This window comes from Neptuniibacter sp. UBA6509, from assembly GCA_002435145.1.
In the GTDB taxonomy this organism is placed as follows: domain Bacteria; phylum Pseudomonadota; class Gammaproteobacteria; order Pseudomonadales; family Balneatricaceae; genus Neptuniibacter.
The window spans coordinates 6,785-19,461 of record DJLT01000087.1; the positions used below are offsets into that span (position 1 = coordinate 6,785).

The 12,677-nt window shown below is 41.8% G+C and carries 14 protein-coding genes; 5 read left to right on the top strand and 9 right to left on the bottom strand.

Annotated elements, in window-relative coordinates:
* Positions 1-198, top strand: a 198-nt coding sequence (locus B4K11_RS10625; protein WP_292959372.1) for a class I SAM-dependent methyltransferase, incomplete at its 5' end; no start/stop codon positions are given.
* A 168-nt stretch (positions 199-366) separates the two neighbouring features.
* On the opposite strand, the gene B4K11_RS10630 is transcribed toward B4K11_RS10625, so the two are convergent.
* From B4K11_RS10630 to B4K11_RS10650, 5 genes are all read right to left on the bottom strand, one after another.
* Positions 367-798 (bottom strand): nuclear transport factor 2 family protein, encoded by a 432-nt coding sequence (locus B4K11_RS10630; RefSeq protein ID WP_292950377.1) that lies wholly within the window; start codon positions 796-798, stop codon positions 367-369.
* Positions 799-927: 129 nt separating this feature from the next.
* Positions 928-1,713, bottom strand: coding sequence for an SDR family NAD(P)-dependent oxidoreductase (locus B4K11_RS10635; protein WP_292950376.1), 786 nt, complete (start codon positions 1,711-1,713; stop codon positions 928-930).
* Positions 1,706-2,293: a DUF3833 domain-containing protein gene (locus B4K11_RS10640; RefSeq protein WP_292950375.1), complete on the bottom strand. Its 588-nt coding sequence runs from the start codon at positions 2,291-2,293 to the stop codon at positions 1,706-1,708. Before B4K11_RS10640 ends, B4K11_RS10635 begins: the two co-directional genes overlap by 8 nt.
* Before the next feature lie 4 nt (positions 2,294-2,297).
* Positions 2,298-2,852 carry a chalcone isomerase family protein gene (locus B4K11_RS10645; RefSeq protein ID WP_292950374.1) on the bottom strand — a complete coding sequence of 185 codons (555 nt, stop codon included), beginning with the start codon at positions 2,850-2,852 and terminating at the stop codon, positions 2,298-2,300.
* Complete coding sequence (locus tag B4K11_RS10650) at positions 2,837-3,358, bottom strand: DUF2878 domain-containing protein (RefSeq protein ID WP_292950373.1); 522 nt, start codon at positions 3,356-3,358, stop codon at positions 2,837-2,839. Before B4K11_RS10650 ends, B4K11_RS10645 begins: the two co-directional genes overlap by 16 nt.
* A gap of 219 nt (positions 3,359-3,577) precedes the next feature.
* On the opposite strand from B4K11_RS10650, the gene B4K11_RS10655 reads away from it, so the two are divergent.
* Both B4K11_RS10655 and B4K11_RS10660 read left to right on the top strand, forming a co-directional pair.
* Positions 3,578-4,582 (top strand): NAD(P)/FAD-dependent oxidoreductase, encoded by a 1,005-nt coding sequence (locus B4K11_RS10655; RefSeq protein WP_292950372.1) that lies wholly within the window; start codon positions 3,578-3,580, stop codon positions 4,580-4,582.
* Positions 4,583-4,782: 200 nt separating this feature from the next.
* Positions 4,783-5,421: a helix-turn-helix domain-containing protein gene (locus B4K11_RS10660; protein ID WP_292950371.1), complete on the top strand. Its 639-nt coding sequence runs from the start codon at positions 4,783-4,785 to the stop codon at positions 5,419-5,421.
* A gap of 181 nt (positions 5,422-5,602) precedes the next feature.
* On the opposite strand, the gene B4K11_RS10665 is transcribed toward B4K11_RS10660, so the two are convergent.
* A complete protein-coding gene (locus B4K11_RS10665; RefSeq protein WP_292950370.1) occupies positions 5,603-6,142 on the bottom strand; it encodes a hypothetical protein in 540 nt (179 codons plus the stop codon).
* Positions 6,143-6,152: 10 nt separating this feature from the next.
* Positions 6,153-7,007, bottom strand: a complete 855-nt coding sequence (locus tag B4K11_RS10670) for a TraB/GumN family protein (RefSeq protein ID WP_292950369.1) — start codon at positions 7,005-7,007, stop codon at positions 6,153-6,155.
* Positions 7,008-7,248: 241 nt separating this feature from the next.
* Between B4K11_RS10670 and B4K11_RS10675 the strand changes: the two genes are divergently transcribed.
* Together B4K11_RS10675 and B4K11_RS10680 are read left to right on the top strand one after the other, a co-directional pair.
* A complete protein-coding gene (locus B4K11_RS10675; protein ID WP_292950368.1) occupies positions 7,249-8,043 on the top strand; it encodes a response regulator in 795 nt (264 codons plus the stop codon).
* Between the two features lie 451 nt (positions 8,044-8,494).
* Positions 8,495-10,297, top strand: a complete 1,803-nt coding sequence (locus tag B4K11_RS10680) for a DEAD/DEAH box helicase (protein ID WP_292950367.1) — start codon at positions 8,495-8,497, stop codon at positions 10,295-10,297.
* 185 nt (positions 10,298-10,482) lie between these two features.
* Here B4K11_RS10680 and B4K11_RS10685 read toward each other — a convergent pair whose 3' ends face one another.
* Positions 10,483-10,869: a RidA family protein gene (locus B4K11_RS10685; protein WP_292950366.1), complete on the bottom strand. Its 387-nt coding sequence runs from the start codon at positions 10,867-10,869 to the stop codon at positions 10,483-10,485.
* Positions 10,870-10,955: 86 nt separating this feature from the next.
* Positions 10,956-12,677, bottom strand: a complete 1,722-nt coding sequence (locus B4K11_RS10690) for a fused response regulator/phosphatase (protein WP_292950365.1) — start codon at positions 12,675-12,677, stop codon at positions 10,956-10,958.

Sequence of the window (12,677 nt, forward strand, 5' to 3'; positions counted from 1 at the left end):
TTTGGTAAAGACTATGCTCGCACTCTTCGAGCATGGAATCACATGTTTACGCATAACTGGGAGCAGATTAAGGAATTGGGCTTCGACGAGCGATTCTATCGCTTATGGCAATATTACCTTTGCTATTGCGAAGGGGGATTTGAGCAAGGCTCCATAGATGTTGGCTTATATATGATTCGAGAAAAACAATCCAATTAATTACTTAATTACACTCCCTATACAAAATCTAATCTGATAGGACTCTCAGGTAAGCATAAACAGAAAGTCCTCTCAGATCAGTATGAAAAGACAGCCATATACCCTCTTCCTAATACTCTATATTTATACGTACTTTAAATTTATCGGTTCATGCTGCCCAAATAGCGATTAAACTTGTGCTTTTTGATGAGACATACGCTTTCGCATAAAACCGATAACACGCCCCATCAAGGGTACCTTTTCCATTAATGCGGATGCATCCCAGTAGTCACAATGATATGTAACTTTTCCCTCTTGATCTGCAAACACCTGGCTCATTCCATCGAACTTAATCTCACCGGTATATTTATTACTGGCATAAAAAGTCCATTGTAATACCCCCATATGATCGCTCTGTATATGGCTATGTATGTCGAACCGCACATCGTCTAGACGGTTAAACATATCGTCCAATACCTGAATAAATTCAGCATGGGTGAAGGTATGAGTAAAGGGGTCTCGAAATTCGACTTCATCAGCTAGATGCATGCTTAGCTCAGACAGGTTCTCACTGTTAAGCTGAGAAAGAGCCAAAGCATACTCAGATAACCAATTATCCATTTAAAAAATCCAATTTAGCTAATATAACGATTCTAGAAAGGGTTGTTTTTATAATCACACTAAAACTAAGCAAGAGAAAAAACCTAGCTTCTAGGCCATCTATTATTAGAGCTCTTGACCTAAAAAGCACTATTTATCAGAAGGTTTAACCATATAGTTCATAAGTTTGAAGTACCAGCTATAAGGCAAAACTTGAAGAAACTTCAATACATAAACAAGCCTTCTCGGAAACGCAATTTCAAATCGCTCACTCAGTAACCCCCTTATGATTTTATCCGCAGCAACCTCGGGCTCTAATAAAGCAGGCATATGGAAGCTATTTTTATCCGTCAGAGGAGTACGGACAAACCCAGGATTAATGACTTGTATCTTCACATGACTTGCGTGCAAATCTAGTTTTAAAGCCTCGCACAGATTGATTAAGGCGGCCTTACTAGCCCCGTAGGCAGCAGCTGTAGGCAAACCTATGTAACCCGCCACAGAAGATACAACAGCGATCTGTCCTGAGTTTTGAGCGATAAATTTCTTTAACACCGGATCAATACAGTTGATCGTGCCTTGTAAATTAGTCTGCAAGATTGAGCCACAACGCTCCGCACAGAAGTTCTGAGCGGAAAAAGGATCGTGGGTACCAGCATTTAGAATAACTAAGTCTGGCATCATTTTATTCGAAGCCCAGCTTTCAACTAAATTAAAAATAGATTGACGGTCTGTGATATCAAGAGGCATCGCTATAATATGGCCGGAGTAATTATGGCATTGATCCATTAGCGCCCGAAGATCACTGTGAGTTCTTGATGAACAATAAACAGTTAAGCCCTGCTGACAAAATCGCTTAGCTAGGGCATTCCCAATACCTTTCCCTGCACCTGTTATCCAGACAGATGACCAAGGAAATCCCCTATTGCTATCCATCATCATTCCCCACGACCAGCTCGCATCCGGCAGTAAGATCTCTATGAGGCTTATCCGATACCTTCCTGATATATAAGGTAATTTGTCCCACCTCTATACCAAACTTATACATACTCGCTCTGTTAATTAGATTATTTTCATCAACCAAATACATCCAATCATCTAAACGAATATTCCAAACCTTACCACCGACAGGGACAGCGAGAACATATCCCCAATTTAAAGCATTACCGGAAGTGGATCCTGTGGCTTGTCCAATTACATCACCTGCAGTACCGCTATAATTTTCACCGGACTTAACCAATCGCCAGCAGCGGTGCTGCTCTTCTCCATCATCGAAATAAAAGAGTTCATCCAGAAGCCCATTATTACCTTCCCAGTGCCCCAAAATGTCAGCACGAAAACGTCGCGTCACTCTGCCTTTAAAGTCTTGAACAATACCGTAAGCTTCAAGGTGCCCGTTAAAGAATAGACTAAGATCTAATTCAGGCGTCACGTCTCGATAGACATTTAGTTGTGTCGAGCAAGCTGATAGAAAAGGAATAAATGCCATCAACATCACCTTTATTGTTTTTTTCATTTCGTTACTCCCCTCGAAGCTTTTTAGCTAGCTGAGGGTAGCGACTACTTTCAGAGAGCCAAATATTAATAAATGCTTGGCAAAAATTCGGATCATCAATCTCTCCAATCCAGCCACGGTTATAAAAAAAATGTCCGGCTGTATTTTCATCGACATAAAATGCTAATTGATCACCATCGTTAACATCCGTCCACATGAGCGCTAAAGCCCTCACCCACCGATCCGTCTCACTAGGTGAGGCAAATCTGCCTAACTGCTTTTTAGTCTCTTCAATAAGATCTTCAGCGCTTATTCTCCGTTGGTAGTTCAGAATTAATGCAAGCGGCTGATTAATATCATTAAAATCGCCATCGTATGTCTTTAATTCAGCTTGATAAATATCAAACCATAGGACTTTTAGTTCAGCTGTACCGACACTCTTTAATTCATCTGGAAAATTCAGTTGCGCCTTGGCCTCGATTGTTAAAATTAAGCAGACGATAACAACGCTTAAATATTTAAAACTAAGCCTGTTTTTTCTTAATTTAGATGTAAGAAAAGGCTTTATCTGTTGGAACATAACTGCCTCTCTATCTGCTGACTAACCCATAGCAAGGTTGGAAATAGAATCATCCATATAAAACTAATAACCAACGCACTGATCACCAAAGGAAGACTAAAACTTACGACACCAACAAGACCCCCGGCGATGTAAGATGAACTCCCACCCAAAGCCCCAAAAAGTGCTGCTAGAACAGTACGGTCATTAAAAAACGAAAGGCTCTGACGTAGTGTTGCGCAAAAACAAAACCATAAAGCCATAAGCCAAAGAGGTGGCACTATCACCCCTCCGTCAAACTGAAAAAAATTGATTGACGTTAGAAATAAATCAACGCAGAAACCTAAAATACCGACAATAAATACAATTAAAATCTCAATAAAAGGCTGCTCGTGGAACAGCAAGTGTAGAAGCAGTAAAAAAGACACGTAAATTAATGCCTCGTTACCCAAAAAAACACATAGATACCAAGCTATGTTGAAACCAATCAAATTAACCCAAAAATTTTGCGACAAACCAGAAAACATATTGACCTCTCCTAAGCTTTATTACGGAAAACTTAAAAATTCAGATCAAATCATCATTAAATATCTACTCATCCGAAAATAATTTTCTAAAAGAGAAGCTAGAAATGCTTATTTAAAAAAACAAAGACATGAGAAATCAACTGATCTTTTTTTTAAACCCTGACGTATGCAATGCATTTAAAAGCCAACAATCAATTCACTAACGAGCTGTTCCAACTTATGAATTCTATTAAACAACCACACATTGCAGTTATCGGTGCCGGTTTTTCCGGTGCTTACCTTACTAAGCTGCTTATAGATGCAGGCATAAGGGTTTCCCTATTTGAAAAGAGCCGGGGGACTGGGGGGAGACTTTCAAGCTGCAGCTTAGACAATCATTCTGCAGATTTAGGTGCGCCTTTCTATACGCCTACAACTCCAGCTTTCAAAAAATGGCTTGACCAGCAGCCCGACATAGCCACTTGGAATACTAAAGTCATTGATTTTTCAGGTAAGACATTACCCTCAGAAACATTCCACTTAGCAATACCAAAACAAAGCTCGCTTACGAGAAGACTCATTCAAGGCGCACACTTTGCTCCCAGCACGCGGATCGCAAAAATTTCACACAACGCCAACAAACAAGATCATAAGAATTCTATTTATGACAATGATGGGCTCCTATTAGGACATTTTGATGGCGTCATCATCACGGCACCTGCGGCTCAAGCTGGGCCATTATTAAATACAACAGAGATACCAAGGTTAGCTACTGCTTATTCAAACATAGCAAACCAGATCACCTCTCAAGCTAGCTGGGTACAAGTGCTGGTCCTCAAATCAAGTGACCGGATAACACCAGATTTAATCAAAGGTGAGCATAAGTTGTTATTTAGGTGCATAAAAAACAGCAGTAAACTAAATAGAACAGACGGACTTGGTAATGATGTATGGGTTATCGAGGCAAATAGTGAATGGAGCGAATTAAATAAAAACAGTGATCCTGAGAATGTAAGAAAACAACTTACTGAAGCATTTCTAAAATTACTTCCAATCCAACCTGAAATACTCGCTACACGCACGCACCGATGGCTTTATGCACGACATGAAGCCGTCGATGAAGAATTTATATGGGACTCTGAAACATGTATAGGAGCATGCGGTGACTGGTTAGCTGCTCATCATTTAGAAGGTGCTTGGCATAGCGCTAAAATGCTTGCAAAGACAGTCATTAATAAACTTTAACGAGCCAAATTGACGCCCAACTGAATAACTTAAAACCAAGCTAAATCACCATTAATTCAGATAAAACAGTATAATAGCTATTGTTATATACGACTGATTGCGAATTAGGGAACCTGTTTGCATCCATGTATAATAATCGAAGAAACAGCCCTTATCTGTTTGATTATAATTAGAATTAAAGTGAACTTCGGAGCTAAGGTATGTCTGACGAGCCATTTTTCCTCAAAGAAGAGAAAGAAAAACTAGGCCTACAACGTGCAAATGGCCAAACGGAAGCAACCTTAGAGCCCTTACTTCTCGGTAAGAGGGTTAAAGAGATCCGCTTAAGTCAAAACCTCACGTTAGAAGAAGCAAGTAAACTCACTGGCTTGGCTCGTTCAACTTTATCTAAAATTGAGAATGAACAAATATCTCCAACATTCACAGCGGTGAATAAACTTGTAAAAGGCTTAGGGATCGATATTCCTCAGCTCTTCTCTCAACCCAAGCGCACTATAGGTGCCGGTGGACGCAGAGATATTACCCGCGGTGGAGAAGGTCTTCCGCACCCTACCCCGACTTATGAGCACGAGCTACTCGCGACTCAATTAAGCACCAAGAAAATGATCCCCTACCGCACCACAGTGCGCGCTCGAACTTTTGATGAGTTTAATGATTGGGTTAGGCATGACGGTGAAGAGTTTCTTTTTGTACTAAGAGGCTCTCTGATGCTTTACACCGAACTTTATGAGCCACTCGAGTTGTTCACGGGCGACTCAGCTTACTATGACTGTGAAATGGGCCACGCGCTTATCTCTACCAGTGAGGAAGATGCTGAAGTCATCTGGGTAACCGCCTAAAAAGCATAAAACTCGACTGGTGAAGCTTCAGCTTGTTAGAACAGCATGAAATTTTTAACCGCGGCAAAAGTGACGATTTGAAAATTTGGTTTATACTAAGTTTAACCTTCCTGAACACCGTCACTCGATTGTTACTGAGCATTCGCTTAGATAGAAAACAATGTCTTGTGGCGGTTTTTTTTCACCACCCGAAACCGGCCAAAGAGATACTATTTCCTTCAGCCCAACGGCCATCCTGCTTCAAATTACTTAAGACGCTCTCTGCCGTTGAATCATTCATATCATTGAAACAGTTAAGCAGATCGGTTATCTCCTCATGCAAAGCATCAGGATCCTCCATATTACACCACAACTCATAAGTATCGATTGCAACAACAGGGTACTCAAGTTCCGAAATAAAGACAGACCATCTTTCTAACAGTTCTGCATCCGCTCCTTGTACATGAGGCTTTAAATAAGAAAGCCTTTGTTGAATTCTTGGAATCAGATCTTCTGTATAGCCAATTAAAAATGGATACCTAGCTCCCTCTGAATGCACCAGCACCGTATCATCAGCAGAGTTGCTAGCCGCGTAATACTCCACTTCAGACTCATCAAACCCCAACAACCAAAATAACGGAAGCGCATGATTTGCTGCACATAGCATCTCAGCTTGAGGCTCACCCGTTAAGCCACCTGGCATGCCATCCATTCCCATAAAAATAATACGCGTACCTAACATGATAATCCCTCTACTGCTGTTCGACCTTATAACCCAGTTCAACCAACGACTTTAAGAGGCCATCAGCGCCAATAACATGAGCTGCACCTACTAGAACAAATTCAACTTCATCAGTTAAAAGCATCTGCTCTATCTGAGGTAACCACCTTTTGTTCCTTTCTACCAATAAAGATTGATACATGTTCGGGTAATTCAAACGCATATCATCAACGACCAGCTTCTCTAAGGAGCTCGTATCACCTGATTTCCAATGAAGAACAATGCTAGACATCATCGCTTCCGTTTTTTCGACATCATTTAACGTCTGGCGTAAAAACTGCTCTTCATTGCCCTCACCCATTTTTTGGATGAAGCTCAGATGGGTTTCAATCGATTCCAAAGCCAAAGTAGCTTTTCCTTGGTTTATCGTCTTTTGATAATAGACTGAATCAGCCCCTGCCTGAGATATCCCAAGACGCTGAAACTCAACCGCTAACATGGTCATCATCACACCCGCAGGCTTCATTGCTATAAACATATTTGGCAACATGCCACGCTGAGCTAAATATTGGTTCAAATCTGCATATAATGCTGGCGAAATTAATTCGCTAAGCAGGCGTCCATCTTGATAGGACAACTGAGACATCAGCCTCACCTGCACCTGAGGATCCTCAAGTGCCCCCATATCCGTCTCTAGTACAACCGTATGTGACTGTTCGTAAGCATCATCAAAGGCTCTAGGAAACGGTAGATCCTTTTTAGCGAGAACATGAACAGTGCCTGCTAAAAAGAGAAACTGATCACTTTTACTCACCTTCCATACAAAAGTTTCGGCAAGAGTGTAACCACTAAATAACAGGCTAAAAATCATAAGGCATAATTTCATGCTTTATCCTTAAAGAGAAAAAATAATTTGGATTAAAAATACTGGAAGTTACAACCAACTACTGATTTTTTTATATATCAGATGATAGGAAAAAAGTTTTATAGCTTGAAAGTACTAATTCACTATATCTTTGTAAGTAAACTAACCTTTTAGTATTCAACATATAACGTAGTTACGTGCTAACGTTAAAATTAGTATGCTAGTAGATAGTAACCTAGAAAATTCATAAAAAGGTACGCAAATGACCAAACTTGCCTCATCAGATTTGAACATTTTGTTAGTTGAACCTTCCACGATGCAACGTAAAGTTATTCGTAAGGAATTAAGCGAAGAAAATATTGAATCCATAGATGAAGCTGAGACGGTCAAATCTGCGCTTAAGCGAATCAGTATGGTTAAACCCGATCTGGTCATTAGCTCACTTTATTTACCAGATGGTTCAGCTATGGATATCGTTAACCATATTAGGAAGAACCCTGAAACCGCTGACCTCCCCTTCATGTTAATATCGAGTGAGACTCGGCATTGCGAGTTAGATAAGTTTAAACAATCCGGTGTGATCGCAATTTTACCTAAGCCATTCAGCCATGATCATCTAACTACCGCTATTAACTCCACATTAGATATTCTTTCCGATGATGAGCTTGAACTCGACTATTATGACCCTGAAACATTGAGAGTTCTTGTGGTCGATGACAGCAAAATGGCACGTAAAGTAATCATAAACGTACTTACGAACCTTGGAATAAACAACATAACTCAAGCAGCGGATGGCTCGGATGCCATAGAATTACTACCTCAAGGCTTTGATGTGATCATCACTGATTACAATATGCCTGAAGTCAACGGGTTACAATTAGCTGAACACGTGAGAAGCTCCCAAGAATATTCACATCTGCCGATTTTGATGGTTACAAGTGAATCAACTCATGCGCACCTAAGCAATGTCGCAAAGTCTGGGGTCAATGCGATGGCAGACAAGCCCTTCGAACCATCTACCATCAAACAGCTTTTAACTAAAATTCTAGACGAGTAATCTTTTGTATATGAAGAGGCTTTGCATGGTAACAACCTCTTATCCCCCAAGAGAAAGGATCCCATTTTGCCACCACGCAAGCAGTACAATAAATGACAGTACAGCTAATATCCCTTCCTCTCATTTCTAAAGCGTTTAATTTGTATTTCAGCACTATTGGGGAAAACGCATAACCACACACTTTAAGCCTAAATGTTAATTTTGAATGGAAGAAAAATTTTCAAGCTAACTATACATTTTGCCTAGAACAAAACCTGTTCAATTAATAATCAACCTTAAATGCAGCAAAAGCATGCAAGATAACGGTATAAAGACAACAATTCACCGCCCTTTCCTTGCTCTAAAACGCCTGAAGTGTATAATGCCACGCTTTCCCACCGAGCAGCCTATACTGTAATTCAAAGACTGATTGCAGTCCTCTGCCCTAATTCCAAACAGGTAACACACTCAGATGAATTCAGAAGATCAGCTATCCTTTGCTGAACTTGGCCTTGCGGCTCCCGTGCTTAAAGCAATTGAAGAGACTGGCTACGAAACGCCATCCCCAATCCAAGCAGCCAGTATTCCGCACCTGCTAGAAGGTAGAGACCTTTTAGGTGTAGCTCAAACGGGTACAGGTAAAACTGCCGCGTTCTCACTACCGCTACTTTCTCGCCTTGATCTAAAAAGTCGCCATACACAGCTTCTAATTTTAGCCCCTACACGCGAATTAGCGATTCAGGTTGCAGAAGCTTGCCAAACTTACGCGCGTAACTTAGCCGACTTCCATGTACTACCGATTTATGGTGGTCAGGCTTATGATACTCAGTTACGTCAGCTGAAGCGTGGCGCACAAGTTGTTGTCGGCACTCCCGGTCGTGTTATGGACCATATGCGCCGTGGCTCACTTAAGCTGAATAACTTACAAGCTCTAGTATTAGACGAAGCCGATGAAATGCTACGCATGGGCTTCATTGATGATGTTGAGTGGGTATTGGAACATACACCTGAAGATCGTCAGATTGCGCTTTTCTCAGCGACAATGCCAGCTCAGATCAAGAAAGTTGCTCAGAACCATCTGAACAACCCTGCTGAAATACGTATTAAAGCGAAAACAGCAACGGCCACAACGATCACCCAAAGCTATCTTCGAGTTTCAGGTAATCAAAAGCTTGACGCACTGACACGTATCCTAGAGATGCAATCGTTCGATGCAATGCTTATTTTCGTACGTACGAAATCAGCAACGGTTGAGCTGTCTGAAAAGTTAGCCGCTCGTGGTTATGCTTCAGAAGCGTTGAATGGCGATATTTCTCAGAACTTACGCGAACGTACCGTTGATAAACTAAAGCGTGGCCAAATAGATATTCTTGTTGCGACTGATGTCGTTGCACGAGGCTTGGACGTTGAACGTATAAGCCACGTATTAAACTACGATATCCCATACGATACTGAATCTTATATTCACCGTATTGGTCGTACAGGGCGTGCTGGACGTGAAGGCGAAGCCATACTATTTGTTTCTCCACGAGAACAGCGCATGCTTAAATCTATTGAGCGCGCTACGCGCCAGCAGATTGACCAGATGCAGCTACCGTCGACTAATGATATCAATGAAAAACGTGTAAAACGTTTTGTTGATCGCATTACTGAAACAATCGAAAGCCAAGATATCGAGTTTTATAAAAACCTGCTCACTGAATACCAGCAGGAAAATGATACCGATCCGCTAGTCGTTGCATCTGCGCTTGCGCACCTGCTTCAAGGTAAGACTCCGCTTCTAATGAAAGAGCAGCCACGTCAGCCACGACGTGATCGTGAAGAAAGGGGAGATCGCGGTGATCGCGGTAACAGACGTCAGCCTCGTGGAATGTCGACTCAAGCGAAACCGCTTAAAGACAATCCAGATGTTAAGATGCAGCGTTACAAGCTAAACGTTGGGCATGAACATGGTGTCGCACCGAAAAACATCGTTGGCGCAATAGCAAATGAAGCAGATCTAGATGCAAATCTGATTGGCTCCATTGAGATCTACGATGACTGCTCAACTGTTGATCTACCTACAGGCATGCCTAAAGCAGTAGTACAGCAATTGCGTAAAGCGGTTGTTTGCGGTCAACGCCTTAACATTCAGGATATGTCCAGCGAAGGCAAAGGCGCACCAAGTGGTGGCCGTAGTAGACGTAGTGGTGGTAACAATAGCAACAGCCGTAATCGCCCTCCTCGTCGTAACCGCAAAGATAGCAAGGACAGCAAAAAGAGTAGCGACAGCTAAGCTTACTCTCACTTGTTTGTTAACAGATTAACAAGCAAGCGTTAAAAAACCGATACCTTCAGCTATGACTGGGTATCGGTTTTTTTTACCATAAAAAAAGCAGGCATAATGCCCACTCTTTTATATAAAACTGATAGAAACCTGTACTTAGTAAATAAGCCAAGCTTTAAGTAACGGTATAGGATTTACTCACCCGTAACCATTATCGCTTCAACTTCAATATCTGCGTCTTTTGGAATCTGCTTTACCGCAAATGCAGCTCGCGCAGGGTAAGGCTCCGAGAAATACTTAGCCATCACCTCATTAACCTCTGCAAAATATTTCATATCAGAAAGCAGAATTGTCACCTTTACGATATCGGCTAAAGAGCCACCTGCAGCTTCAGCAACAGCCTGAAGGTTCTTAAAAACCTGATCAGCTTGCGCCACAAATGATTCAGTAATTAGCTCCATAGTTTCAGGCACAAGAGGAATCTGACCTGACATGTAAACCGTACTGCCAACACGCACAGCCTGTGAATAAGTACCAATGGCGGAAGGCGCATTTTCTGTACTGATGATGCTTCTGTTCATAATTAACCCTGTAAAACTGTTTATTTACTTAAAAACCATTAAAACCAATCTACGGAAAGGTATAAGAAAGCGGAATCATTCGCTGCCTAATCTTTAACTGAGTAGCTATATACAACCTCTACTACTGCGCCTTCATTCTCATATTCAATACTTTCACAAAGCTCGGATACCAACGCAATGCCTCTACCCGAAAAGCCCCCTGGCGCACTGGAAGGCTCTTTATTCAACCAATGCTTAAAGTCGAACCCATCACCACTATCTTCAACCCGAACTTTTAAGCGACCGCCTTTAGTTAATCGCGTATGCTGCATATACAAGGATACAGCACCCGTTGATAGGCTCTCTAGACGTCGTTCACGCTCACTAAAATACTCAGCAAAGCCTTCCGGCGAAGACTTCAGAGAGGATTCAAGCTTCAAAACGCCATGATCCAGTGAGTTCACATAAAGCTCGGTCAAAATACTGAAAACACTATGCCAATGATCACCTCCTCCTTCATCTTCTTGAAGGCGACTTAATGCCTGAGCGACCGGATTAATTCTACTGAGACTTTTGCCCTGAAGCTCTAAACTCCAATTCCAGCTATCAAATGCAGTGGGCTCATCTACCACATGGGCACTACTTGCTATAGCTTTATCAAAATTTTCCGCCGTAACCCTACCCGGCACATCAATAATAGATATATCATCTTTTTGTGTTTGCTCCCCAACAAAAGCAGATAGATCACTTAGAATTAGATCAACTAACGAACTACCACCATCTAACTTTTGCTTCTCGGCACTTTTTAATAACCGCTCCTCTCCAAACTGCTCTCCCTGCATATCCTCAGCCTCAAGAACACCATCACTTAATAGCAAGATATTATCTACTGAAGAGACTGTAGTATGTTCAAAAACGAGATCTTTCACATTCGGAACAATACCTAAAGGGGGATGTTTAGACACAACTCTATGAATTAACTCTCCCTGAGAAAAAACCATAATGTCAGGTAAACCACCGTTCCAAATTTTAGCACTGCCGTCAGTACTTAGTGTCACAATTCCAGTTGCCAGAAACATGCCGGTGGGGAGTAACTTTTGAAGCTTTCGGTTTATCTGTGCGATAATCTCTTCGGCATCGTAGCCCTTTGCCGTCATGGCTCGGAATGTCTCTGACAAAGGCAGTGCGCCAATTGTCGACGTTAAGCCATGACCTGTAAAATCACCTAACAATACGTTTAATTCACCATTGGGGCGAAAAGCACTAAGCTGAACATCACCGCTGAAAGTTTCAGCAGGCTGCTTATGAATCCTAATCTGATCCAATGCAGCATTAGCCGATTCCACTGCTCCGCTTAATAGCTGCTCAGCCACTTCCTCTTCACGTGCACGAATATGATTTAGCTTCTTAACTTGGCCATAGAGTTGGGAGATTCTTCTTAGCGCTACAACTTTTCCCTCGAGCAATTCGAAGGGAAAGGGCCGCTGCATAAAATCATCACCACCGGCATCAATTGCCTGCCTAATAACCTCTTGCCCCTCAGCTCCAGTTACAAAAATAATAGGGATAAAGCTATCTTTTGCTAAAGACTTTACCTCTCTCGCTGCCTGAATACCGTCCATTTCTGGCATATTGATATCCATCAGCACAAGACTAGGTTTTGATTCTTTATACTGTGCTACCGCCTCTAAGCCATTCTCAGCATAAACAACGTCCAACCCCATCTGTTGGATCATTTGACCTAAGATCTGACGATTCAAGCGCATATCATCAACGATTAGCACTTGATTATCGTTATCCACTACGGGAGCTAAATCGGTTCCGTGCAT

Coding starts and splice junctions, on each gene's coding strand:
- B4K11_RS10650 (WP_292950373.1), bottom strand. CDS start 3,358: ATGTTTTCTGGTTTGTCGCAAAATTTTTGGGTTAATTTGATTGGTTTC.
- B4K11_RS10660 (WP_292950371.1), top strand. CDS start 4,783: ATGTCTGACGAGCCATTTTTCCTCAAAGAAGAGAAAGAAAAACTAGGC.
- B4K11_RS10630 (WP_292950377.1), bottom strand. CDS start 798: ATGGATAATTGGTTATCTGAGTATGCTTTGGCTCTTTCTCAGCTTAAC.
- B4K11_RS10635 (WP_292950376.1), bottom strand. CDS start 1,713: ATGGATAGCAATAGGGGATTTCCTTGGTCATCTGTCTGGATAACAGGT.
- B4K11_RS10645 (WP_292950374.1), bottom strand. CDS start 2,852: ATGTTCCAACAGATAAAGCCTTTTCTTACATCTAAATTAAGAAAAAAC.
- B4K11_RS10690 (WP_292950365.1), bottom strand. CDS start 12,677: ATGCACGGAACCGATTTAGCTCCCGTAGTGGATAACGATAATCAAGTG.
- B4K11_RS10680 (WP_292950367.1), top strand. CDS start 8,495: ATGAATTCAGAAGATCAGCTATCCTTTGCTGAACTTGGCCTTGCGGCT.
- B4K11_RS10640 (WP_292950375.1), bottom strand. CDS start 2,293: ATGAAAAAAACAATAAAGGTGATGTTGATGGCATTTATTCCTTTTCTA.
- B4K11_RS10670 (WP_292950369.1), bottom strand. CDS start 7,007: ATGAAATTATGCCTTATGATTTTTAGCCTGTTATTTAGTGGTTACACT.
- B4K11_RS10685 (WP_292950366.1), bottom strand. CDS start 10,869: ATGAACAGAAGCATCATCAGTACAGAAAATGCGCCTTCCGCCATTGGT.
- B4K11_RS10655 (WP_292950372.1), top strand. CDS start 3,578: ATGAATTCTATTAAACAACCACACATTGCAGTTATCGGTGCCGGTTTT.
- B4K11_RS10675 (WP_292950368.1), top strand. CDS start 7,249: ATGACCAAACTTGCCTCATCAGATTTGAACATTTTGTTAGTTGAACCT.
- B4K11_RS10665 (WP_292950370.1), bottom strand. CDS start 6,142: ATGTTAGGTACGCGTATTATTTTTATGGGAATGGATGGCATGCCAGGT.